Source organism: Anatilimnocola aggregata, assembly GCF_007747655.1.
In the GTDB taxonomy this organism is placed as follows: Bacteria; Planctomycetota; Planctomycetia; order Pirellulales; family Pirellulaceae; genus Anatilimnocola; species Anatilimnocola aggregata.
On record NZ_CP036274.1, the window covers coordinates 5,911,893 to 5,935,018 of the forward strand.

Annotated in this window: 28 protein-coding genes and 1 tRNA gene; 12 read left to right on the forward strand and 17 right to left on the reverse strand. The window is 55.9% G+C overall.

Annotation, left to right across the window (positions count from 1 at the left end; translation table 11 throughout):
• Window positions 1–9: 9 nt before the first annotated feature.
• The 4 genes from ETAA8_RS22165 to csrA form a co-directional block, all read right to left on the reverse strand.
• Entirely contained in the window at window positions 10–2,508 is a 2,499-nt protein-coding gene (locus tag ETAA8_RS22165; RefSeq protein ID WP_202921185.1) for a DUF1553 domain-containing protein, read from the reverse strand.
• Entirely contained in the window at window positions 2,505–4,178 is a 1,674-nt protein-coding gene (locus ETAA8_RS22170; protein WP_145093459.1) for a hypothetical protein, read from the reverse strand. The genes ETAA8_RS22165 and ETAA8_RS22170 overlap by 4 nt, the downstream gene beginning before the upstream one ends.
• Before the next feature lie 289 nt (window positions 4,179–4,467).
• Window positions 4,468–4,540: transfer RNA gene (locus ETAA8_RS22175), tRNA-Glu, on the reverse strand.
• Window positions 4,541–4,751: 211 nt separating this feature from the next.
• Complete coding sequence (gene csrA, locus ETAA8_RS22180) at window positions 4,752–4,961, reverse strand: carbon storage regulator CsrA (RefSeq protein ID WP_145093462.1); 210 nt, start codon at window positions 4,959–4,961, stop codon at window positions 4,752–4,754.
• A 533-nt stretch (window positions 4,962–5,494) separates the two neighbouring features.
• Between csrA and ETAA8_RS22185 the strand changes: the two genes are divergently transcribed.
• From ETAA8_RS22185 to ETAA8_RS22205, 5 genes are all read left to right on the forward strand, one after another.
• Complete coding sequence (locus ETAA8_RS22185; RefSeq protein ID WP_145093465.1) at window positions 5,495–6,022, forward strand: 4Fe-4S binding protein; 528 nt, start codon at window positions 5,495–5,497, stop codon at window positions 6,020–6,022.
• A 36-nt stretch (window positions 6,023–6,058) separates the two neighbouring features.
• Window positions 6,059–6,571: a DUF2203 domain-containing protein gene (locus ETAA8_RS22190; protein WP_145093469.1), complete on the forward strand. Its 513-nt coding sequence runs from the start codon at window positions 6,059–6,061 to the stop codon at window positions 6,569–6,571.
• Between the two features lie 42 nt (window positions 6,572–6,613).
• Window positions 6,614–7,285 (forward strand): NADH-quinone oxidoreductase subunit A, encoded by a 672-nt coding sequence (locus ETAA8_RS22195; RefSeq protein WP_145093472.1) that lies wholly within the window; start codon window positions 6,614–6,616, stop codon window positions 7,283–7,285.
• 96 nt (window positions 7,286–7,381) lie between these two features.
• Entirely contained in the window at window positions 7,382–7,912 is a 531-nt protein-coding gene (locus ETAA8_RS22200; RefSeq protein WP_145093475.1) for an NADH-quinone oxidoreductase subunit C, read from the forward strand.
• A 125-nt stretch (window positions 7,913–8,037) separates the two neighbouring features.
• Window positions 8,038–9,243, forward strand: coding sequence for an NADH-quinone oxidoreductase subunit D (locus ETAA8_RS22205; protein ID WP_145093478.1), 1,206 nt, complete (start codon window positions 8,038–8,040; stop codon window positions 9,241–9,243).
• 334 nt (window positions 9,244–9,577) lie between these two features.
• On the opposite strand, the gene ETAA8_RS22210 is transcribed toward ETAA8_RS22205, so the two are convergent.
• Window positions 9,578–10,489, reverse strand: coding sequence for an ARPP-1 family domain-containing protein (locus tag ETAA8_RS22210; RefSeq protein WP_145093480.1), 912 nt, complete (start codon window positions 10,487–10,489; stop codon window positions 9,578–9,580).
• Between the two features lie 145 nt (window positions 10,490–10,634).
• On the opposite strand from ETAA8_RS22210, the gene pth2 reads away from it, so the two are divergent.
• On the forward strand, window positions 10,635–11,018 hold the full coding sequence (gene pth2, locus ETAA8_RS22215) for an aminoacyl-tRNA hydrolase (protein WP_202921186.1): 384 nt from the start codon (window positions 10,635–10,637) through the stop codon (window positions 11,016–11,018).
• 213 nt (window positions 11,019–11,231) lie between these two features.
• On the opposite strand, the gene ETAA8_RS22220 is transcribed toward pth2, so the two are convergent.
• The 3 genes from ETAA8_RS22220 to ETAA8_RS22230 are packed head-to-tail and all read right to left on the reverse strand — an operon-like array spanning window position 11,232 to window position 12,170.
• The gene (locus ETAA8_RS22220) at window positions 11,232–11,531 is read right to left on the reverse strand and encodes a hypothetical protein (protein ID WP_202921187.1); all 300 of its coding nucleotides are present in this window, start codon (window positions 11,529–11,531) and stop codon (window positions 11,232–11,234) included.
• Window positions 11,518–11,868, reverse strand: a complete 351-nt coding sequence (locus ETAA8_RS22225) for a hypothetical protein (protein ID WP_145093486.1) — start codon at window positions 11,866–11,868, stop codon at window positions 11,518–11,520. Before ETAA8_RS22225 ends, ETAA8_RS22220 begins: the two co-directional genes overlap by 14 nt.
• Window positions 11,868–12,170 carry a hypothetical protein gene (locus tag ETAA8_RS22230; RefSeq protein ID WP_145093488.1) on the reverse strand — a complete coding sequence of 101 codons (303 nt, stop codon included), beginning with the start codon at window positions 12,168–12,170 and terminating at the stop codon, window positions 11,868–11,870. The genes ETAA8_RS22225 and ETAA8_RS22230 overlap by 1 nt, the downstream gene beginning before the upstream one ends.
• A 370-nt stretch (window positions 12,171–12,540) precedes the next feature.
• Here ETAA8_RS22230 and ETAA8_RS22240 point away from each other — a divergent pair, with 370 nt between their 5' ends.
• From ETAA8_RS22240 to ETAA8_RS22250, 3 genes are all read left to right on the forward strand, one after another.
• Window positions 12,541–12,903, forward strand: a complete 363-nt coding sequence (locus ETAA8_RS22240) for a helix-turn-helix transcriptional regulator (protein ID WP_145093494.1) — start codon at window positions 12,541–12,543, stop codon at window positions 12,901–12,903.
• A gap of 124 nt (window positions 12,904–13,027) precedes the next feature.
• A complete protein-coding gene (locus ETAA8_RS22245) occupies window positions 13,028–14,221 on the forward strand; it encodes a type IV toxin-antitoxin system AbiEi family antitoxin (RefSeq protein WP_145093497.1) in 1,194 nt (397 codons plus the stop codon).
• On the forward strand, window positions 14,218–15,018 hold the full coding sequence (locus ETAA8_RS22250; RefSeq protein ID WP_145093500.1) for a hypothetical protein: 801 nt from the start codon (window positions 14,218–14,220) through the stop codon (window positions 15,016–15,018). Before ETAA8_RS22245 ends, ETAA8_RS22250 begins: the two co-directional genes overlap by 4 nt.
• Before the next feature lie 180 nt (window positions 15,019–15,198).
• Here ETAA8_RS22250 and ETAA8_RS22255 read toward each other — a convergent pair whose 3' ends face one another.
• From ETAA8_RS22255 to ETAA8_RS22295, 9 genes are all read right to left on the reverse strand, one after another.
• Complete coding sequence (locus ETAA8_RS22255) at window positions 15,199–15,579, reverse strand: hypothetical protein (protein WP_145093503.1); 381 nt, start codon at window positions 15,577–15,579, stop codon at window positions 15,199–15,201.
• The gene (locus ETAA8_RS22260) at window positions 15,576–16,301 is read right to left on the reverse strand and encodes a tyrosine-type recombinase/integrase (protein ID WP_145093506.1); all 726 of its coding nucleotides are present in this window, start codon (window positions 16,299–16,301) and stop codon (window positions 15,576–15,578) included. Before ETAA8_RS22260 ends, ETAA8_RS22255 begins: the two co-directional genes overlap by 4 nt.
• A 71-nt stretch (window positions 16,302–16,372) precedes the next feature.
• A complete protein-coding gene (locus tag ETAA8_RS22265; protein WP_145093508.1) occupies window positions 16,373–16,678 on the reverse strand; it encodes a hypothetical protein in 306 nt (101 codons plus the stop codon).
• Window positions 16,679–16,708: 30 nt separating this feature from the next.
• Window positions 16,709–17,161, reverse strand: coding sequence for a helix-turn-helix transcriptional regulator (locus ETAA8_RS22270; RefSeq protein WP_145093511.1), 453 nt, complete (start codon window positions 17,159–17,161; stop codon window positions 16,709–16,711).
• 93 nt (window positions 17,162–17,254) lie between these two features.
• Window positions 17,255–18,199: an AAA family ATPase gene (locus ETAA8_RS22275; RefSeq protein WP_145093514.1), complete on the reverse strand. Its 945-nt coding sequence runs from the start codon at window positions 18,197–18,199 to the stop codon at window positions 17,255–17,257.
• Window positions 18,199–18,561, reverse strand: a complete 363-nt coding sequence (locus ETAA8_RS22280) for a hypothetical protein (RefSeq protein WP_145093517.1) — start codon at window positions 18,559–18,561, stop codon at window positions 18,199–18,201. Before ETAA8_RS22280 ends, ETAA8_RS22275 begins: the two co-directional genes overlap by 1 nt.
• On the reverse strand, window positions 18,561–18,917 hold the full coding sequence (locus ETAA8_RS22285; RefSeq protein WP_145093519.1) for a hypothetical protein: 357 nt from the start codon (window positions 18,915–18,917) through the stop codon (window positions 18,561–18,563). Before ETAA8_RS22285 ends, ETAA8_RS22280 begins: the two co-directional genes overlap by 1 nt.
• Before the next feature lie 257 nt (window positions 18,918–19,174).
• Complete coding sequence (locus ETAA8_RS22290; protein WP_145093522.1) at window positions 19,175–20,086, reverse strand: ArdC family protein; 912 nt, start codon at window positions 20,084–20,086, stop codon at window positions 19,175–19,177.
• 128 nt (window positions 20,087–20,214) lie between these two features.
• Window positions 20,215–20,655 (reverse strand): hypothetical protein, encoded by a 441-nt coding sequence (locus tag ETAA8_RS22295; RefSeq protein WP_145093525.1) that lies wholly within the window; start codon window positions 20,653–20,655, stop codon window positions 20,215–20,217.
• A 172-nt stretch (window positions 20,656–20,827) separates the two neighbouring features.
• Here ETAA8_RS22295 and ETAA8_RS22300 point away from each other — a divergent pair, with 172 nt between their 5' ends.
• From ETAA8_RS22300 to ETAA8_RS22310, 3 genes are all read left to right on the forward strand, one after another.
• Window positions 20,828–21,592, forward strand: a complete 765-nt coding sequence (locus ETAA8_RS22300; protein WP_145093527.1) for a hypothetical protein — start codon at window positions 20,828–20,830, stop codon at window positions 21,590–21,592.
• 75 nt (window positions 21,593–21,667) lie between these two features.
• Window positions 21,668–22,072 (forward strand): TspO/MBR family protein, encoded by a 405-nt coding sequence (locus ETAA8_RS22305; RefSeq protein WP_145093530.1) that lies wholly within the window; start codon window positions 21,668–21,670, stop codon window positions 22,070–22,072.
• Between the two features lie 46 nt (window positions 22,073–22,118).
• The gene (locus ETAA8_RS22310) at window positions 22,119–23,120 is read left to right on the forward strand and encodes a phospholipase D family protein (protein WP_202921189.1); all 1,002 of its coding nucleotides are present in this window, start codon (window positions 22,119–22,121) and stop codon (window positions 23,118–23,120) included.
• Window positions 23,121–23,126 lie beyond the last annotated feature (6 nt).

Genomic DNA, 23,126 nt, shown 5'->3' on the forward strand with positions numbered 1-23,126 from the left:
TGAAGAACCTCAATCCACAAAAGCAAACTCATTCCCGCTGAGCAACACTCGCGCTAAGGCCGACCAGGCTTCGGGTTCCACTTGCGGCGGGGGCGCTCCTTTGGCTGCGAGCGCCGCGCGATACTTTTGCAAGAAGTCACTACATTCGCTCACTTCTTCGGAATTAGGCGCGCGAGTCAACGTGGTTTGATAGAGAAACTCGATTCGCTTCGGCTCCTCTGCCTGGGATGCAATTGCCAGTGCGGCCAATTTCGCCGCCGAGTCGTGCGCGAATGAATCGTTCATTAAAAAGAGAGCTTGCAGCGGAGTGGTGCTTGGCAAGCGAACGGCGGTGCTAGAACTCGGATCGGCACCATCGAAGATGGCGAGATACGGATTCTTCCGCAGTCGCTGCTGCATGAGATACACGCTGCGGCGGCGAGTTTCGTACACGGCATTGAAGGGATTGTGTTGCGTAAAGCCCCACGATGCTGCAGGCGGAAACGGATGAGCTCCTGCCGGGGTTTCGTCGAGTTGACCGCTGACAAACAGTATCGAGTCGCGCAGTGCTTCGGCGTCTAAGCGGCGGCGGGTGAACTTCCAGAACAACTCGTTGTTGGGATCGAGACGGGCACTCGTGGCAACCTCCTCGCTGGTCAATTGCCAGGTCCGCGAGAGGAGGATCTGCTTGTGCATCGCCTTGATCGACCAGCCACTTTCGACAAAACGCGCGGCGAGATAGTCGAGCAGTTCGGGGTGAGTTGGCGGCTTGCCCTGGCGGCCAAAATCATTCGGCGTTTGCACGATTCCTTTGCCAAAATGTTGCTGCCAGATGCGGTTGACCATGACTCGCGCGGTCAGCGGATTCTGCGGACTGCTGAGCCATTCGGCCAGTTGCAATCGGCCACTGGTCGCATTCTCGGGTGGCAATTCTTGCCCGCCGAGAATCGCCGGAAAATGCCGAGGCACTTCATCGCCCAATCGTTTGGGATCACCACGTAGGTGAATCTTGGCATTCTCGGGCTTTGCTTCGGCCACGGCATAAGCGTCCGCAATCGGCGGCGCTTCTTTTTGTACCGCCTGATGTTTTTGTCTCGCTTCTTTCAATGCCTTGGCGGCGGCTTCAAGCTGCGTTTTCTTCTCATCGCTGTCAGGCAGTTTCTTGGCTTCCGCTTCAACGGCTTGCAGGCGATTAACCTCGGCCTCTGCAGCCGCGACCTTTTCTCGGTGCGGCTTGAGTAACTCGTCGATTGCGGCCGGCGTCATCAGCGGAACGAAATCAACCTGCTGCCTGCCTACTTCTGCGCCGGGAAAAGGATAGCGTGTGCTGCTGAAGATGCCATACAGTCCGTAGTAATCGTGAGAGGTGAACGGGTCGAATTTATGATCGTGACAACGGGCACACGAAATGGTCGAGCCCAGGAACGCGCGGCCGACGTTGTCGATGGTGTCTTCAATCGTAAGATGGTGCTCTCCTACTCGGTCGCCGCCAAACCGCCGTGCGATTGCCAGATAGCCGGTCGCTTTGATCCGCTCAAACTTGATCTCTTCACTTTCGCCACCGAGCAAGTCTCCGGCAATCTGCTCGCGCACGAACTGGTCGTACGGCAGATTGCGATTGAAGGCCGAGATGACCCAATCGCGATAGCGATGGGCTTGCGGCACCGGGTAGTCGGAGGCATTGCCGCAGGTATCGGCATAGCGCACCACGTCCAGCCAATGCCGCCCCCAGCGCTCGCCATAGTGGGGTGAGCTCAGGAGCCGGTCAATTACTTTTTCGAACGCCTGGGGCGAATCATCGGCGAGGAATTCAGCTAGGTCATTTGGTGTCGGCGGCAGGCCGGTTAAGTCAAACGTAACTCGCCGCAAGAGCGTTCGCTTATCGGCCCGCGGCGCGGCTGCAACACCCGCAAGTTCCAGTCGATTCAAAATGAAATTGTCGATAGGCGTCAGCGGCCACGATTGGTCGGTGACGGCTGGTACCGGTCGATCTTGCACTGGCTGAAACGCCCAGAACTTGCGTCCCTCTTCCAGCGTCATACCCGACTTGGGTCGAGAATCTACGGTGCCCGCCGAAGTTGCCAGGCGTGGATCAGGGGCACCCTGTTTGACCCACGCCGTCAGGTCGTCGAGTTGTGTGGCTGAAAGTTTCTGCTCGGGGGGCATTTTCAGATCTTTGTCTGCATGCCGAACAGCAGTAATCAACAAGCTCTTTTCCGGGTCACCGGGAATGATCGCGGGCCCCGAGTCGCCACCCTTCAATAATGCTGAGCGCGAGTCGAGAAAGAGGCCACCTTCTTGCTTTTTGCGATCAGCACTGTGGCACTCGTAGCAATGTGCCACCAAGATTGGCCTGATTCGCTTCTCGAAGAACTCCAGGCCTTCAGAGCCTGCCGGGGTAGGGGTTTCTGCGCAGCACAGCCCACATGTGCCAAAGACCAGGGCAATCGCGGTGGAGAGGGCGAGGCTGGAACGGCGCGGCGGGGCGAACATTTGAGCCACGCTATCCGACTCATCATCGTCTGTCAATTTGTAGAACTCGAACCAATTGCATCAATCGGTTCATCAGCCGCTTTTGAGACAGGCTGATTGGAGGGGATGGCTGGTGCAGGAGAGTTGCTCTTCACCCGCTCATAGAGTGCGTACCGATTATTTTCCCGCAACAGGTGCCAGTCTTCGGCGCGAAACCCCTGCGGACGTTCCTTTAGGGCAATCAGCAAATAGTCGATGGTGTTCAGCCACGGCCCCGATTTTCCTTTCAGGTTCCAAGCATCGAGTTCGTTCCAACGGCGCGGCAAGTCTGGAGTGTTGAAACGATGACCATAGTAGGGCCGCACGGCGGTGTACGTTGCAGAGAGGTAACTGAGATCTTCATTCGGGGCGAGCAGCACACCTTGGAGTTGTTCGCTGTTCATCCAGGCAAACATGTCGCGCGCCTGCGGAGGCAAATAGAGACCGAGGGAAGACTTTTCTTTACCCAGGCCGAGCGTGTCTGCATAAAACGCGAGATTATCGCTGACCGCGAGGAAACCGCACGATCCTAGCACTGCCAAGCGTTGCCAGTTTGGCCAGCGTTCGCGCATGTACTGCAGCCCACTTGCGAGGAGTGGCAGCGACAGGAGCATCAGCGGCAACCAGACATAGCCGCGGGTAAAGTGAACCGGCTGTCGCGGATTGACGAACCAATCGTGCTTGGCAAGGAGGAGCGACACCACAAACGCAGTCGCGAAGAACCAAGTCTCTGGCTTGAACTCATCCTTGGACTTCGACCATTGCCAAGCTGCGAATATTGCGATCGGGCCGTATGCCAACATCAACGTATGGTTCGGCACGATCCAGGCCAGCGACCACAGCTGCCGCAGTTCGCGGTGCGTTGCCGACTGTTCGAGAAAGACAAAGTAATAACCAAGAAAGGCGGCAAGTACAGCGGTCAGTGTTAGTCCTCGCCAGAGTGCCGCAATTTGCCGACCCTTCACCAATTGCACGAGGTTCCAACTCCCCAGCACCAGCAAGTGTTGCAAACCGCTGAAGGGATGCGTTGCCGCCAGCAATGTCACCAACCCGACGGCTGTCCAGTTTCGCCCGCGCAGCACACACAGCCAGGCACCAGCGACCAGCGCGTGGTATACCGACTCGGTCGGGTACAAAAAGTTTCGTCCCCAGTCCATGAACCACCAACCATCGGCCGGGTCGAAGGCGAGTAGTTTCGCCAGGAGTGGTTCTCCACTGACGACGTTCGCCGCCATCTTGCCCGCAACCATCAGTCCCCCGCCCCACATTGTGAGCAAGAACAACAGGTACTGATCGACCGAATTAGGGACCAGGTGCTGAACGATCTTCAGAGTGAGCCAACCACCGACGAGGCCGGCGACCAGGCCGACAGAAACGTAAAGTACGCCTGGATCAATGCCCAATTGCGTGACACCGACTCCCAAGGCAAACGTGAGCCAATGGAAGTAAATAGCCGGAGCATGGGGATCGGGGTCGTACGGACTGGCGTGAAGCAACGTGCCGCCACGGTCGAATACTTCGCGCCCATTTGCCACGTAGTAGGGCATATCGTATTGAATGAAGCCCGTCGCATCCGCGCGCCACAGATGGCTCGCATAAACGGCGTAAATCGGCAACATCGAGAGCAACACCAGCAGAATCTCTTGCCCAACGACGCGATTCGGGCGAAGAGGGGGCAAGGCGTTCATGGGGGAATCCAGTCGGTGCTGCCAAGCAAATCAGCGTACATGAAGGCGTTAGAAGAGCCTTCCATCCAGTTTGCTTCACCACCGGCCGTTCGGAAGGGTTTTGCCTGCCGACCGCACGCGGTTTCGCCTGACGAAGCGCGATGATGGCGATTGTACGGGCAAGATACACGCCTGTGCTTCGAACAGGGGGGCAACAGCGCACGGAACTCAGATGCGCTCAAAGAAACTCCGCGCGGCGAATTGCGGTGAGCAGGTCTCGCAGCCATCAAGCCGCTGCGAAAACAGAGAATGACCCCAACGGGACTCGAACCCGTGTTACCGCCGTGAAAGGGCGGTGTCCTAGACCGCTAGACGATGGGGCCAGGTGAAAGAACTTGTGCCCGTTGATGGTTCCGATCAACGTGACAAGCCTTCAAACCGAAGCATGGGGTATACCGGGACAAGGCGGGGAGCGTCAAGTGGGGCTCATTTAACTTCGCAGTCGCGAGCTCCGACTTCTACTCACCAATTGGCAAGAAATGAGCAGAAACAACGACGAAATCTCGCGAGCGATAAAACACTCGCGACGGAGACTTAGCCTTCGGTACCGGTAGGTCCGGATTGTTCCAAATGGGCCGCTTCGTTGCGCTTAATTGCATCGTAAACCTCGCGGCGGTGGACGGGCACTTCTTTGGGTGCTTCCACCCCGAGGCGAACTTTGTCGCCCCGGATCTCAACGACGACAATTGTGATGTCGTTGTTGATGACGATGCTTTCGTTCTTCTTGCGTGACAATACCAACATCGGTCGATTCCTTCGCAGTTAGCGCGGTCCTAGTTCGCCGCGCGGATTCCAGTCAGGCAGATCACCTTGGTGTGTCGCTGTAACTTGTGTCACCACCTGCGAGCGCGGAAATCCTTCTCTTTATTGTGGATTGGGATTTCTGGGAGTCAAGCTTCGGCTGTCAAGAGGGGACAGTTTTCCCAAAAATCTTTTCGGTTTTTAACGCTTCCCCTGCTGCGACTTAGGTGCAATCGAGCCCAATACTCGAGGCCGCCTCTCAGCCTGTCGATGCTCTTGATCAATCGCACCAACGAAGTAAATCCTGGCTTTTGGCTTGGCTTTCGCCAATTTGCAGCAACTTGAATCATAGGTTGGATTTGCGTTTAGCGGCTTGAAACGCGATCCGGGCCTGGGATTCCGCTGGCACGTACGCTTGCGGGCTTGCCACATCCCCTTATAATTCTGTGGAAACCCGCGCAGGGGCTCGGATATTTCCTTGCGCTAGGGCAGTTTAGGTCGACTGTGTCTCTTTTTTTGCTGGAAAGCTCCTCGCCATGTTGGATTGGCTGCGCAACATCTGGCTGGCTGTCGCCACGGTGGCGCATGGTATGTATGTCACACTTCGCAACTGGCTGATTACCTACCAGCCCGAGCGTGGTGCGTTTACCGAACGATTCGAATATCCTGAAAAGCCAGTTCCAGTAGCCAATCGCTATCGGGGCTTTCACCGCTATGACCTGACGACCTGCATTTCTTGCGATCAATGTGCCAAGGCCTGTCCGGTCGATTGCATTTACATCGGTAAGGAGCGGGTCGAAGGTGGCAAGGGCTTTAAGATCACCGGCTTTGCGATCGACTACAGCAAGTGCATGTTTTGCGCATTGTGTGTCGAGCCTTGCCCCGTCGATTGTATTTTCATGGGTGCCACGCACGACCTGAGCTGCTACAGCCGTGATGGATGCATCGTTGACTTTTCGCGTTTGCCGCTCGATGTGGCCTGGGGCCGAGCGACACTTAATCCGACCGCGGTGTCGGAATCGAAGGTTATCGCCGAGCCGGTGCACGGCGGACCAAATCAATAATTAAGCGATGAATCGCAGAATCAAATAGCGAGTGTTATGCCAGTCAAGATTGAACCAGTTGCGAAGGTCTTCACCATTGAGCAGGCGAATGCCATGCTCCCGCTGGTTCGTGCGATCACCACCGACTTAACCACGCTGGCCCGAGATGTTGTCGAACGTCGCTCGCGGCTGGCTGCATTTAAGTCGCGGAAAGATCAAAAGGCTGGCGATCCCTATTCGGACGAATTGGCCAGCATGCAGCAGGCCGTGGCTGCCGACGCCCAGCGCTTGCAAGAGTACATCGACGAGTTGCGGTCGTTGGGTTTAGAGCCTAAGGGTGCCGTCGAGGGACTGGTTGATTTTCCTTCGCAATTGGACGGCCGAGTGGTCTACTTGTGCTGGAAATTGGGCGAAGCGGAAGTAACTCACTGGCACGAAGTCGAAGCCGGCTTTGCTGGCCGGCAGTCGCTCGTAGCAGGTGCAGTGGCCCATGCTGAAGACGACTTCGAATCGTTCTCTGAACCTGCAGACACGCATTCCGACAACTCGCACCCAGAACAAGCCGACTGACAACCTCTGGCCAGCGCGGCTAGACATATCCTTGGATGAACCATGTCTGCAATTGCATCGTCCGTCAATATCGTGGCTTATCTGGCACTCTTCTCCGGTGCTGGCATCATTTTTCTGTTCGTAAACCTACTCGTCGGCCGGTTTTTGCGTCCGTCGGATCCGCATGCCGAAAAGTTGGAAATCTACGAATGCGGTGAACCTACTATCGGTTCCAGCTTCGTGCAGTTCGACTTGCGGTTTTATGTTGTCGCACTCTTGTTCATTATTTTTGATGTAGAAGTTGCGTTTTTCTTTCCCTGGGCTGCCACCTTTGGCAAAGCCACGAATGCTATGCGTGAAGAATTTATCGTCGTCAACCGCGTTGATGGTCAGTTAGTTCTTACGCCGCAAGCGACCGACCTCTATCGCGAAATGGGTGTTCGCCAGCCGACTGTGCCGACCGAAGTTCCAGCCTCGCTTGTTAACGTGGTCACTTCCACAGACCCTATTGATCGCTCTAGCGATGTAATTCACGAAGGGATGCGGCAGTTGGGTTTGGTCACGGTGGTTGATATCGGTGCCTTCTTTGCCATCCTGATGATTGGCTTTGCTTACGTTTGGAAACGCGGCGACCTGGATTGGGTGCGAGCGGTCAGCCAGGAACGAGGGAAACAGGCTCTCGCCCGCACTCCACAGAGTGACCCGCTCGACGATGCTCAATATTTGTCGGCGTAGTTTCCTCTATCGCGATTGTTCCCATATTCTGACTGTCGCGGGCAATTCTGAGCTAATGACTAACGGGCTCTTTAGCCGGCAATGAGAAAGTGAATCATGAGTGGTTCGAACCTGATCGAACGATTGAAGAAGAAGTTCGGCGAAAAGATCACGAACACCAATCTCACAGCCATCGATCCCTGGATCGAAGTGGCCCCCGATGCCCTCGTTGATGTTTGCCAACATTTGAAGACCGATCCGGACGGCAAATTCGAGATGCTCAATTGCATCACCGGCATTGATTGGTTCGAACCTGACCCGAAGAAGGCAGCCAAAGCGGGCTTCGAGCCACATACCGAAGTGGTGTATCACCTGTCGAGCATCACCAAGAAGCACTCGCTGGTCATCAAGGTGCAATTGCCTCGCTGGAAGAACGATCAGCCTGGACATTTGCCGGAAGTTCCCACAGTTTCCGGCATTTGGTCGACGGCAAACTGGCACGAGCGCGAGGTTTTTGACCTGAACGGCATCAATTTCGTCGGTCATCCCGATCTACGCCGCATCTTGTGCCCCGAAGATTGGGTCGGTTATGGCTTGCGCCGCGATTACGAAATGCCGCTCGAATATCACGGTATGCGTGGAAGGTAAGCGTTCAGAGGCATGGTGAGTCGCAAGCGACTCAGCTCCTCACCCCAGCCCTCTCTCCGGAGTACCGAGGAGAGGGAGTTTGTCAAACTGACTCCCGACATCCGACTCTTGAACCTTGGCACTATATGTCGACCTATCTGGATGATCCCCGCGTTGTCGAGTTCGATGTTCGTACCGACGAAATGCTCGTCAACATGGGCCCGCAGCACCCCAGCACGCACGGCGTGTTGCGGCTCGTATTGCGTACCGATGGTGAAATCGTCTCGCAGACCGAACCGCACTTGGGCTACCTGCATCGCTGTGCCGAAAAGATCGGCGAGAATCTGACGCCGCGCCAGTGGATCCCTTACACCGACCGCATGGATTACCTCGCGGCGATGAACATGAATCTCGGCTGGTCGCTGTGCGTCGAGAAACTTCTCGGCTATCAGCTGCCTGAGAAAGCTCGCCACCTGCGCGTCATCATTTGCGAAATGGGGCGCATCGCGAGCCATCTGGTCGGCATGGGCGCTTACGGTCTCGATCTCGGCACCTTCAGCCCGTTTTTGTATGCGTTCCGCGAACGCGAAAAAATTCTCGACCTGTTCGAGGAAGCTTGCGGTGCTCGCCTCACTTACAGTTACCTCACGCCCGGTGGAGTGACTGCTGACTTGCCACGCGGCTGGATCCAGAAGTGCGAGGATTTCCTGACTCAGTTCGAGCCGATCATTCAGGAGTATCACGCGCTTCTCACGACGAACTCGATCTTCGTCAAGCGAACCGCGAACATCGGCATCCTGTCGCCCGAGATGGCGATCGACTACGGCTGCACCGGCCCGGTGCTCCGCGGCAGCGGTATCGACTATGACTTGCGCCGCGATGGCGAAGAGCGTTACACCGAAATGTACGACGGCTATGCGTTCGAAGTCATCGTGCAGAAGAACGGGCACTACCCCAAAGATCACGACTATCCCGCCGTGCCCAAAGAAGCGGTGCTTGGCGATTGCTGGCACCGGTTCTACGTTCGCATGCTGGAAGTCGTGCAGTCGATCGATATCGTCCGCCAGGCGTTCGTGAAGTACAGCCAGTCTACCGGCGATTGGGGCACGCCCATCAAGCTGGCCACCAAGTTGCCCAAAGGCGATGCCTATCTCGAAACCGAAGCGCCGCGCGGTCAAATGGGCTTCTACATTGTCAGCGACGGTTCGACCATTCCGTGGCGCGTGCGGGCACGCAGCAGTTGCTTCTGTAACCTGAGCGTGACCCACGAACTGTGCAAGGGCTGCCTCATTGCCGACGTTCCCGCGATCGTCGGTTCGCTCGACATCGTGATGGGCGAAATAGACAGATAGGTCCAGTTTCCGTAAGTGCTTACCCATAAACGGGATGCCGAGATTTTGATCGACCAAAAAAATGCACCGAATAGGGTGCATTTCATGGAATGCGGTGCATTTAGGGTTCATCCCTCACTCGACATCGTAATGTCCAGTCGGTCTTCTCGGACGACTGCGGGCGCTACTCTCAACTGACCGCCATAAGTGAAACTCGCAACTCAATTTGAAAGTCGCAACTTGATGAGCGAGATCGCAAAAGCGGCATCAACGGCACATGTCGCTTGGAAACGCACGAGCCGGTAGCAGCGGGAACGTGACGCCCACGGTTTCTTCGGTTCCGAAGCAACTGGAGTCACACCGCCGCCACCAAGCTCCCATGCACCACGGCTCCCTCGAAAGTGAGCGCCGAGGCGTGATCTCCGTGCTGTGACTCAGCCCGATATTCCTCCCCTTCTCCAACCGCTTGAGCCTGCTGCCAGGGAAGATTGCCAGCAGCACCGAGAAGCTGCTCCACATCTGCAACTGAGGCACTCTGATCGGTCGGCCCGGCTTCGAGGGCATCGAACACAACGCCCGACAGTAGCCGGTCCCAAACTTTGAGGCATGTCGAGGGTTTGTCGAACAGATCGACGGCAACCACCTTCCCGCCGATGGCGACGGCCACACCCGAAGCGCCTTCAACATACTTGAGCTTCTCTTTGAACGAGGCGATCCGGTCCTGGTGAGTGTCGAAGGCATCGGACATGGCCGAAGTGCCTGACGCCACGCCATGCGAAGCATTTAGCGAGGCGACTTCTTGCCAAACCGCACCTTGGTCAGAAGTATGCCCTCGATTTTCTCGAACCGACCGGCTCACTGATGCTTTGAGCGTCCGACGCAATTTCGACGGCGAGTGCGAACCACTCGATCCAAAGTAACGAGACTTGTAGCCCCAGCGACCTTGCTCAACGCAGGACACCGGAATCTTGACCTTTGTGTGGGCGGCAATCAGGACCGACGTGTTCAGAATGCGATTCTGCTTGGCCCCGACTAATTCCTCTCCTTCAAGGAAAAGCACTCGCAGGTCGCCTTTGTTCTCGACTAACAGATTCGGGACAGACCCGCCCTCGCTGACCTCTTCCACCAGCACGGACTGGTCGGCCAGGGCCTCGTCAGACAGTCGATAGCCGATGTCGCCGGTCGGTTCGGTGAAAAGCGGGAAGACGGACAAAGCCTCATGGCGAAGAGGCGTGCCAACACGAAGTTTGGGGAGAGCGAGGGGCATAAGAGCGTCCTTTCGAGAAGAGGGGCTGATGAAGGGACACCAGTGGAGAGTTGAGGGTTCGCCTACGAGAATGAACCCAGCCGAAGCGTTGGCTGTCTGATGGTGCTATACAGCCCCAGAACTTCCCTCCGAAGCGAGTTCTTCGATGCCCCCAATTAAGCAAGTCATCGTCATGCGGCACGACCTGGGAATGAGGCGTGGCAAGCAGATCGCCCAGGGTGCGCACGCTTCGATGTCCTTCATCTGTCGCCGCCTGCAAGACCGAGGCGCACTCTCGCTGAATGACTTCTCGGAAGCTGAGCAGGCGTGGCTCACTGGCTCGTTCGCAAAGGTGTGTTGCCGGGTTGATAGCGAGCAGGAGCTACTTGAGATTCTCGACAAGGCGAAAGCTGCGAGGTTGGAGGTCCATCTGATTACCGATAGCGGCAAGACCGAGTTTCACGGTGAGCCGACTCGCACCTGTATCGCCATAGGCCCCGATGACGCCGAGAAGATCGACGCTGTGACCGGGCATCTGAGTTTGCTTTGATTCGCATCCACAACCGATTAGGGGAACGTCACATCAAAAACGCAAAGGCCGATAACACGGGGAACCTGACCCGATGTTACTTAGCCCCTAAAGTTTATGAATCCGATTTCGGAGATTCCCAAAATGTTGCCAACTCTTCTCACAATCGCTGCCGCCATTCCTAAATAGTCTGTGGTCCTCGTTGGGACCGCATGTATGAGCCGCCGCTGCCCCTTACGAGCAGCGGCGGCTTTTTTCATGCAGCCTCGGCAGCGGGAACTTAACGAACAGATCGAGGATTGAGTCGTAGTTCTCGTCGCCCGGCTTCCACTCTTCCAACATTACGCCCATCCAGTCGAAGTAGCTCACACTGCCATCTCCCTCCGACCAGTTCAGTGTCGAGAGATTGTCGAAGAAGACCGAGCCGGGTTGCTCACCAGCAATCGGCGGCAACACGAGCGGCGTGGCTTCCATTTCGATTGCTGGCAACAGCGGTAGCGCCGCAGCCACTGCTAGGAACTCACGTCGCTTCATGTTGATCTCGCAGTAGGTGAGGTCGCTCACGTCGAATCCACGCCATCGACGTTAGCGGGTCCATGTCAATCTCGTACTCGAATCCATCGGCTGCCCGGCGCAGCACGAACTCGATTTCTCGTGCCGGATTCTCGGCGGCAAGAAAACGGGCGACGGCTTTAACTGGCTCGCCTTTGAATCCTGCTTCAATGAGCGCCACGATCTCGGCGTCGGTTGCCTGGGGAAACCACGAGACGGCATTGAAGTGTGCCGAAAAGACACCATCAACGCATCGAGCTTGACCAGGGATATACGAGCGGGACCACAAGTCGAGTTCTTCGGGGGTCGGCATTGGCATCAGTAATCTTCCGGCAATAGGATGGTCGTGGCCGCTCGCTGGCCGTTGTCGTCCTGGGCCTCGGTGACGATCCAAATCTTCGTGCTGGTCTTGAGTCGATATGCGCTCAATAGACGAGAGCCATCTTTGAGTGCCTCATCTTTGAGTGCCTTGTCTTCCTCGCAAAGAGCCTCGCCCCAATCGCCACAAGCGTGCCGTGAAAGAAAATCGCTCGGCGTCTGGCCTGCTTGCTCTAGCGCCTCAAGAGCGGCGGGCGTTGCCACTACTTGGCCGAAGGGGAATTGAGGGTTATTGCTTTTCATTGCGATCACCTTTCCATCCTCGCTCGCTTCGCTCGGTCGGCCTCTTAACCGACATGTGGCTGAAATTGAAAATAGAACCGAGGGCTGTGCTGAAACTCCAGGCTGCCCTTCTGCCCGTCGCTTTTACGTCGAACGACAACGAGCGGAGCCAGAAAACCAGTCACAATGAAGTCGGTTGCAAGTTCGGCTGTATCCCAGACTTTTCCATGTACTGCTTCAAGCGCCTCCCGTGATCCAGGCTGACTGTTGATCTCGAAAATGCGTTGACGGCGAATTGATTCAGTGGGGTCGGGCATACTCGTCTCTGGTTAGTGTGGTGAAATGGTTTGTTGCAAAGAAGACCACCGCCGACATGAGGGAGGATGAGAAAATGAAGCCAATCAACGTGCAAATCACAGTCACGCTCGATGAGGACATCTTGACTGACTTGATTCGACGAGCAGTCATCAGCGCCACGGGAATCGACCCACAGCGAGAAGCTCGGCTTCGAGCATCACAGCACGCCAACTTCGGCGGTCAAAAGCCGCCCGAAGACAAAGGGTTGCTGATCGACTTACGGGAAGCTGCGAAGCTGCTTGGACTATCGCAGCGAACCATTTGGGGAATGGCAAAGAATGGCAGGATGCCCAAACCGATCAAGATTGGTCGTGCGGCGAGATGGAGTCACGAAGAACTGCGAGCGTGGGTCAACGCCGGTGGGCCGTCGTTGAGTGATTGGAAATGGCCCAAGTAGGTATAGGGCGTCTGCCAGCGCCTCGTTGTGCAGAGATGCGCCAGAATGGGGGTATTCCCCCAGGGAAGCGTGATTTCACGTAGAATCTGGAAGATTTTCACTGCGAAAGCCGGTTTCACTGGTCGTGAAATATCGCCTGATTAGTGCAACCAGTTGCACTTTTTCACTTTCGTCGTATATTTCACTGAACGGTGAAACTATGCCTGAGAAGAAATACTTGGTGCCGGAACCGCTCATCCCAGCGGTTGATTGGATAACTCGCTTAGGCAGGGAAACCAATGCCTTCGACGTGAAGTCGGTCGTCCAAAGCACGAAGGATGAATTTGCGTGGGACCACTCCGTCACCATTTCGCTCAAAGCACCGAACCACGGCAAAGTCGAACTTCTTGTCGAAACCAAGAGTCAACTTACCCCGAAGTCGGCAGATTCCATCCTAGAGAGACGGCGTTGGGGGCCTCCTCACGGAGTGCATCTCGTGTGTTGCCCGTTCATCTCTCCACGAGTCGCTGAAAGGCTCCAAGAGGGACAGGTCAGTTACATCGACAGAGCCGGAAACTGCCATTTGGCAGCCCCCGGTCTATTCCTTCACATCGCTGGTCGCCCCAATCGCAGCACGACGAGGAGTAACCGGATTGACCCATTCTCGAAGAAATCAAGCAGGATCATCCGTACCCTCTTGAGCCAGCCAAAGGCAGAATGGCAGGTTCAGCAGTTGGCGAAAGAGGCAAAAGTCAGCCTGGGACTCGCATCGAAAGTAAAGCAAGCGCTAGTTGAAGAGGCATACCTTGAGGAGCGAGGTCGCCTCCTCCATTTGCGTGACCCAGGTAAGCTCTTGCACAACTGGTCCAAGGCATACCGCCCTCACGCCACGCCCCTGCACATATTCACCATGTGCAAAGCACCACAGAGCGAAAAGCGAATCGCAGAATGGTGCGATCAGCATGACACACCATACGCACTTACCCAACTCGCCGCTGCATGGCGATATTCCCCGATGGTTCGGTATGACAAAAGCGTTCTCTACTTCGACAAGGCAACGGCCATAGCCGGAAAGCTCAGCGAACTGTTCAGTTTCATCGACGCAAGAGAGGTTGACACGGGCGCAAACTGCACGCTCTGGTTGACGGACGACCCTGCCGTATTCGAGGGGGCGAAGAACTGCGATGGGGTAAATGTTGTCTCCCCAATCCAACTCTACCTTGATTTGAAGTCACTACCAGGACGGGGTGAAGAGGCGGCAAGGGAGCTTTACGAAAAGGAACTTCGCAAGTTGTTTGGGCAGACGGCCGACGAGTCACGGCTCGGAGACACGAAATGAACGAAGTAGCCGCTTGTCGGTCTGTCTTGATCGAAGTTCTTACCATCCTTGGCAAGGAACTCGACAATCTTGTCATAGTTGGAGGGTGGGTGCCAGAACTGGTTTTTCCAAACAAAGGGCACATTGGGTCGTTGGACGTTGACCTTGCACTCGACGCAGCAAAGCTCAAGCCCCTCATCTATGAATCAATTCGACAACGGTTGATCCAATCCGGCTACCAACAATCGTCTGAAATGCCCAATCGCTTCTTTCGCACTCTAACGGGGTCCAACACACAGATCAAAGTGGACCTAATCACTGGTGAATTTCCAGAAACGGCAGGCGTAGGCAGCCACCTACTGATTCAAGAACTATCCGTGTGGAAAGCTCGTGGAGTGGATTTGGCTTTCGCTTTCCAACAGTCGGTGCAAGTCGAAGGTATTTTGCCAGACGGAGGTCACAACGAAGTTGTGGCAAAGCTCCCAACAATCGCAGCTTATCTTTGCATCAAGGCGATCACGCTGAGCGAGCGAAAAAAAGAGAAGGATGCTTACGACATTTGCTTTTGTATCGACAACTATACTGGAGGATACAAAGCATTGGCGGAAGAGTTTCGAGGAAAGCTAGATCACAAACTCATTCAAGAAGGAGTTGCAATTCTTCGATCCAAGTTTGCCCGGCTAGACAGTATCGGACCAGTGTGGGCTGCACAGGTCGAATCTACCGCAGATTCAGGAGCAGTCTTCGAGGCAGGACAACGCCGTGCCTTCGAGCTAGTCAACGCCTTACTGCGAGAGATTGATGAGATAAAGAAATAGAAGCCTAGCGTGCGGCAAGTCCGCAAATCGGCGTTTTGACATGGCGAAGCTAAACAGCAACTAGAGGGTAGTTGCAAATGTTCGGGGAGGAAAAGTGGCGGTCTAACTGGATGACGAATTGTTCCAGACAAAACGAACGCCTGTAGCGGAAGGCAACTCGCCCCGCTCAGATTTGTGCGTTTATTTGTCGTCGATCTCAATCTCCGGTCCCTCGATCTTGAACCCGACCGTGCCCTCTTCCTCGACCGCCTCGAAAGTCGAACGCATCCGCACGCCGAAGAACTCACTAACGACTTCCTCCACGGCTTCCCGCTCCAACGCATCAAAATGGGCGGCGATGTGAAGGGGCGCTTCGATTTCGGCCCCGATATTCTCCATCAAGAACTCCCATGCCGCCTCGGCGTGTTCGTCGTTGGTCGCAGCACCAGGGGCCATCCAGCCGAAGAGCGCCGCAGCGCCGGGGTGATCTGCCCACCGCTCGACGATCTGCCACGACATGCCCTTGTCATTTTCCAAGAACCAGAAGCCTTCGTCGGTTGGGCCGACAAGAGTGAGTTTCATAGGTCCACCTTCTTCATGGCGTCCTGGTAGCGCTCCTCAAGTTGTCCGTCGAGGGCGACATGTTGATAGACCGATAACGTCTCACGTCGGGCATGACCCGTAATCAGTTGAAGCTCGGCGTCGGCCAGCCCGGAGTGGCGAGTCAGCCATGTGATCGCCTGATGTCGGAAGGTGTGTGGCGTGGCCTTCACCCCTGCGAGGTCGGCGTACTTCTCAACGATCTGCTGAACTCTACGAGTCGAGAAGCGAGTGTTCCGGCGAGTTTGGAACAGCCAGCGATTCTTTTGGTGTGCAGCGATGTGAGTGCGGAGCGCCGTGGCAAATGATTTGCCAAAAAGCACGTAGCGGTCCTTCGACCCTTTGCCCTGATTGATTCTGATTTTGCAGGCTTCCAAGTCCACGTCGGCCACTTGAACGCTGCACAACTCGGAGACACGAACGCCGGTGTAGAAGAGAAGTCGGAGCATAAGAGCGTGCTGCACGTCGTCGGCCTGATCGACCACTTGGTAGAAGCGGCGGAAGTCATCAGCCGTCAGGACACGAGGCAATTTCTTCGCCCGCTTCGCCGGGCGAAGCTCACAAACCTGCCTTACCCGTTTGGCAACGTATCGCCAATCGTCGTAGTCCAAGCCATGCTTTCGCACGATGCGGGCCACCTGGGACACGATTTCGGATTTCGCTTTTCCATTTTGTGATGCGTCGTTGGCCGGGTTATCGCTCATCTTTGATGCTCCAGGTGGGCAAATGGCCCGTCGAACTTCGTGATCTGCCTATTATGCGAAATTGGATTTCGTTACTTCTGCGGTAGTTCCAGCCTCGTGATCGACCGAATCGAGTAGACCGGGATGATCGTGGTCGTGACACCCGACACGTCGAGTAGCTCGATGTAGTCGTCACCGATCCCTACGATCTTGTGGCCGAGGGGAAGACGTTTCAGCACGATGATCTCGTAGCGACCGTTCGCCTCTTTGAGCGTGACCTCCTGCCCAACTTTCAGCTTGCCGAGGAAGCGTTTCGTCGGCTCCTGTGCATCGGCTGCCGTGATTGCCCCGACCAGGATCAATGCTGCCAACAAGAAGACTTGACGTGGGCGGATCATGTTCACTTCCCTCTCTCAAACAGGACTGTTCTATGACTTGCGTTGGAGTCTCAGGAACACCTGCCGCACGAGTTCGCCCTGGTCGATTCCATCGCAGCCGTTCGGATACAGTTCCCGAAGTGCGGTTTCAATTGCATCGCCATTGGCCGTCAGGCCGAGTGACTTTAGGGCTTCGATGATCTCGGAGTTGTTGCCACTGACTGGCTCTTTTGCTCGTCGCTGCTTCGGGGTGTTTCCACCCTTCCGCTTCCTGTTGAACAGCACCGGCGCTCCGTTCGCACCAACGCCAGTGCGCCGAATGTCGAGACACTTTTGCTGCGATTCCGAGTCGTAAACAGGACGCTTACAGGACTCGATCTGCACCGCTTTGGGAAAACTTCCAGCCTTAACCAGAGCGAAGAACCTCGACTTGGAAAGGTCGAGCATTTCGGCCATTTCTAGGGCGGAAATGAATGCTCTTCGAGACTTGTCTTGGATGGTCATGGGACGGTTCGTGGTTCACATCAGAAATGTTTGGCGATGTTTCAGACACTCAAAGAAGACCGATCTGCGACACGACAAGGGCGAGAATTAGACTCATTCAGTCACGAAAGTAGCCAGATGCTCCCGCCCCTTTTTGGTAAGCAGCCTTACCCCACCGTCCGACTTGACGATCATGCCGTGACGAAGCAGGAACGGCTCAACTGTCTTGGTCAGCACCTTGGTGGACACACCGAGCATTGAGGCAAGCACGTTGAGTCGCTGACCTGATGGTCCGAGCAAGCCGAGCAACTTTTGCTGCATGTTGTCCAGGCCCTCGGTGGAAACTCGTTCGAGTTCACAAGACTTGAGTAAGTGCGCCACGGTGATCTCTTCGGCCCCTTCGGACACGGCAACTCGTCGGGCGCTTTGCAGAAGACGCAATGCAATACGTGGCGTCTGACGACCACGCCGAGCGATCTCGATTGGAAGATCGCTCTCGTACTTCCAAGCCAGGGCGAGGCATCGTTGACGCACGACCTGGGCAAGTTCGTCGAGCGAGTAATAGTCCAGGTGCAGCACGATGCGGAATCGGTCGATCAGTGGGCCGATCAATCCATCGGGATCAGTTGTCGCACCGACCAACGTGAACGGCGCAACCGGGATCGACTGCACTGACTTACCGCCGCTCAGGAAGATGCGGCGCTTGTCAAGAACTTGCAGCAGCGAATGCTGCTGGGTCGGGTTGAGAAGATGGATTTCGTCGAGGAAGAGGATTCCGTCAGTCGCAGAAAGAAGCACGGAATTCAGTTCAGCGGTATTTGAGATCGACTGCGCAAGAACCTCTGTGAACGGCACGGCGAGTTCTTGCGCAAGCACGCTCACGAGCGCCGACTTTCCCAAGCCAGGAGGCCCACAAAGCAAAACTTCGTCCAGCTTTTTGCCTTCCTGAAAGCTGGCTTCAACAGCAATCTTCAACGCCTCCGTGACATGTCGCTGTCCGATGATGTGTCGGAAGCTCGATGGCTGTACGTCACGCAGGTCGTTCGGGTTGTCGGACATTACTCGATCTCCCTCAGTTCATCCCAATCTGGTTCGACCTGGAACGTCGCTCCAGAAAAGTCACCGTCGAGAAGCAAGCCCCGGAAACTTGTTGCCAGATATTCTTGAAGCTCTGCAATTGAAAACGGCTTCTCTCGATCAACTCTGATGGCTACGGTCGTGACCACCAGGCGCTCGGTCGAGGCCAGCGTCAATTCCGTCACCTTCGCTAACGCCTCTTCCCCGCTGTTGAACAGCAGTGCATCCTGCGGCTTCTCTGTCCAAGAGTCGCCAGTCCAGAGTTGGTTTCGGTTGTTCCTGATGACGAAGCGAGGCCAGCTTTTGCTGGCACATTCAGCGACGAATATATGAAGGTCGGGCATTATTTCTTCTCGACTGGTTTGAACGCCGCTACGACAACCTGGAATTCACCCTCTTCGACCACGGCGAATCCGTGATCGGGGTTCGTTTCGATGTAGTCACGTAGGACTTGCTTCAAACGTCGGTGTGTCATCGCAGGCTCGCTCTCCAAGCCGTGGCCGTACTTATCGACGAACCACGACTCGACCTTCTCCCACCCTTTCGGCTCTAGGTAGCCGATGTTCGGGAACTCGAACGGCAAGTTGCGCCATCCATCGACCTCCTTTGCGCCAGAAGGCACGTAAGGCTTGAGCCTTCGTCGTGCAGCCTGACGTGCGATGTCGTTGTTCACTGCGATCAGAGTTTCCAGGCCCATCATCTGTTGGTTCCTTTGGCGTAACGGTTTTGATGTGGCCCGCCAAGGCGGGCGGCAATCGTTTTTCAGAATGACCACCACCGACCGCACCGAAGGCGATCACGCTCGCCACAATTCCGTCCCCCTCGGAAGCCGAGTCAGTTCCCAAATGCGTTTGATGTATGCTCGTGCCTCTCGCTCACTGGCGAACTCACGAGGCGTCGGCCCGAATGCGTAGAAGTTGCCCGGAAAGCGGTAATACCAACGAGACATAGTTCCCCTCACACAACGATTGCAGGCTCAGGACTTGCGGCTTCCTGCTTGACATGCGATAGCAGGAAGTCAGCGACCTTCGATGCCTGAGTGCTGGCCTTGAAGATGAAGCTCGAATCCGAACGCATCGAATGGAGCCAGCTTTGGAGATACGCCGCATGATTCTCCAAGGATTCGCCTTGCGGAACTCCAAGCTCTGCTGAGAGCATTGACGCCGCTAACTCGGCCACCAACTCGCCCATTGCGTAGCCTTCCTTCTCGTGGCTCCAGCCGATTCTTGGCTCGCTAAAATGGGCTAATTCGTGCAACAGCGTTTCGTAGTAGGCCCCTGGCGGATCGAACCGCTGCCTGTTCGGCATCTGGATGTAGTCGCCAAGCCGGTCGTAGAAAGCACGCTCGCCTCCGTGCCTGATGTCAGCGCCAGTTGCGACGATCAGTTCTTCGGCGGGGCCAAAGTCGGGAACGGTCGTAGCGTCAGGTTCAACATCACCGACCTGGAACCGTTCGGCTCCAATTACTGCGTCCGCATTGAACAGCGTGAAAGTGCGGAGAAGGAAGAATCGGTCCTCCACTTGTTCCCCATCGTCGTCCTTTCGTGTCTTCGTGATCGGCTTATAGAGGACAGCGGTAGCACCCCACGAACCCGGCTCCACGTCGTCTGGGCGCTTCTTCACCGCCATGCCCATCTGCTGCCACTGCTTGAACGTGGCCCAAAACTTAGAGGAAAATCCGAAGGCATTGGCGTGCATTTGAAGCAGCGCCACATTTATGCCCCGGTAGGCGTTACCCGAAGAGACGGACGTGGGCCTGCCCGCATTAGGCGACGACCGCCACGGTTTGCGCCACGGTATGGACTTACCGCTTTCAATGGACTTTAGAATCCGGTTTGTGATCTCGGCTCTGATGACAGCATTACTCACGTCGGTTCTCGCTCTTGATTGCGTTGTTGTTCTTGAGAGATAAATGGCGACCAGGGATGTCGAGGACGAAGAAATGCGAGCAAGATGCCTCAGCCAACACTCCGTTGCTGGCCGTGGCCGCTCAACACCTAAGCGGCGGCGAGAGCCAGAGCGCCCGCAGGAACAAGCTCGACCGTCAGGTCGCTCGTGATGACCTTCCCGGCCCGATGCAGCGGCGGTAGATCGGCAATCAGTTCCTTGCGGATCGTTGCCACCGCCTGCTGCACGTCTTCGATGCGGCTCTTGATGGCGATGTCTTCCTTGACGCCTTTCGACATGGCCTCGTGCAGCGCCTCCCGCAGAGCGACGAGGGCTTCATCCCGGTCAACACCGAGCTTGTCCCAGAAGAATGCGAGCGTCGTGATGAGCGGGATGCTGACCGTTGGGATGGCGGATTCATCGTCGAGCTTCTCGACGGACCCGTGAACTCGAACGACGAACTCTTCGTCGATGAAGTGGCGACCGGGTTCGAGGTCGGCTTCTGCGTTCTTCCAAGACTTGGCGACAAGCGACTTGATGGTGTTGAGCATTTGGTTTCCCTTTCGATAAAGAGAAACCGGGGTCGCTTGGTTTGGAGGGCGAGAATCCAGAGGATGTCAGCGAAGAAATGCGCTACCTTTTCGGAACCTTGGAGGACCAGCCAATCTGGCAAAACTCACGCCGCCCGGCTACATACTTCCAGCCGCCCGGCTACATACTTCCATGAGCTTCAAATACTTTGCCGAATGGCTTCTGGACCATGAAGACCCAGGCCACATCCTCGATCTCTTCGACCTACTCGAAGTCTCAGGGCAGTTCCCAAAGGGCGAGATGAATTCGCTCTTTCGCCAACAATTCGCTCGACGTGTCTCTCAGGTAGGAACCGAAGAGGCACAGCAGCAACTCATTCAATTGCATGACTTTGATTGGATTGGGTATCTTGCCCGATCTTTAAGGAGTGCTGGCTTCAAGGACGCCGACATCGACCCGATGGCCCATGACATCGTGGTGAAATTGCTCGTGCAGGGCGGGCTTTTTCCAAATTGGGATGGTCTTTCGCCACTCATCGCCCGTTTCAAAGTCGCCACAAAGAACGCAATTCTGAATCACGTTGAAAAGCGACAGGTGCGAAGAAGGAGAATCCCGGCAACGTCGATCCACGATGACGAAGGGGTGGCAAAGGATTTGCCAGCACCAGCACCGACAAGTAGCAGCCTGATCGACCAGTTCAGAGATCACCTGCGCCGACGCCACGGAGCCGCAGCGGTCGAGGTACTCGACCAACGGTTGGAAGGCGGTGAAGTGAAGGAGTTGATCGGGCAGCCCGGCCTGGAAACCAGCTACCGCTTGAAACAGACCGTGCAGGCCATCAAGCAGGCAGCCGAAGAGTTCGCCCAGGACGAACCGGAACTCTTGAGCATGATTCGTAGGGCGATGGCGTCAGAGGCAGAGACGGTTGCGAGAAGGTTTTCAGCGAAGACGGTGTGACCTTGGTCCCGGTCGATGAATCAGCGAAGATGGACGTGGGAACAAAATAAATCGCCGCATCTGGGAAGTTGCTGAATGCCCTGGCTCGACTGGTATAACTCGCTCGCCAAACCAAGCTGGACGCCAGCACCGGCGACCATCGGGTTGATCTGGCAAATCCTCTACCCCGTCATCATCGTCACGTTCGGATTCGTGTTTGTGCAGGCGGTTCGACGCAAAGTGCCGTGGATCGTGGCGCTGCCGTTTGCAATCAACCTCGTCGCCAACTTGATTTTCACCCTGATCCAGTTCGGGATGCGCAACCTGCCGCTGGCCTCGGTGGACATCTTGATCGTGCTGGGGACCATCATCTGGATGATTGTCGCTGTGTGGCCGCACTACCGCTGGGTGGCGCTGGCACAAGTGCCGTATCTGGTCTGGGTGGCGACGGCGACCGTGCTGCAACTCTCGATCACGGCCATGAATTGGGGGAGAGCGTGAATCTACAGTCGAGGACTTCTGGACCCAGAATCAAATGCGAGGGGACATGACCAAACTAATTTACCATGATCCCTCGGTTGCCCCCGGCTCGGCTTCGGCATTTGATCGAACCATTATGGAGATCGTTGCCGGTCAATCAGTTTTGATCGCATGTCCTTACCTGAATCGAGCGATATTGGAACGAATCCTCGAACGAAGCGACAAAGAGTGGCGACTCTTGACCGACGTTGAAGAATTGTTCCGCTCGCTAACAGTTAGTGGTCGCAAGCAGTTTGAGGCATTCATCAATGACCATCGAAGCAACGTGCGTCATGTTTCTCGCCTTCACGCAAAGGTAATCATCGCAGGCAACAACGCAGTCGTTGGGTCTGCTAATTTCACCCGGAGCGGCATGACCCAGCGGACAGAAATGGCTGTGGTCTTGTCGAGTGGCGAAACCGTCGAGGAACTTCGGAGATGGTTCAATGTGCTTTGGGAAAGGAGTGCAGAAGTTGGGGCGAGCGAACTGGCAATGCTCGTGAAAACATTGCCTGCCGATCTGCCGCATCCAGTTGAAACTCCCCCATTGCTGAGTTCTCCAGGCGTCGTCGTCGAAACGACGTTGGTTTCTGCAATGGCTCGACGCTCAGGCCGGTGGTCCGAGGCTGCATTCTTTGGGAGAGTCGTTGAGCGTTGGCCTGGGCTGCTTGAAGCGCACAGCACATTGCGTGACCAGCTAAAGCGTGCAGGCTGCGCTGTGTTTCGTGGCGATGGCCCGACCTTGGCGACGTACCATATCGTAGCGCCGGGAACGGACTTGGACGTGGCTTGGGTTTACGAGAATGGCACTGTTTATGTCCGATGGAGCAAGCTGCGAGTATTTGGCGACGATGTAATCAATGCCTATCAGAGCTTGTGGGGTGACCTGATCGACCCGACCAAGCCGGACGGCACGGACAAGATCGACGGGTGCAACTTGTCCGCTGGGCTAAACCCAGAAAGCATTCCTTTGATTGAATCGAATCTGTTGAGACTTGGGGAAATGATTCGGGGACGCAAAAGAACTTGAATTGTC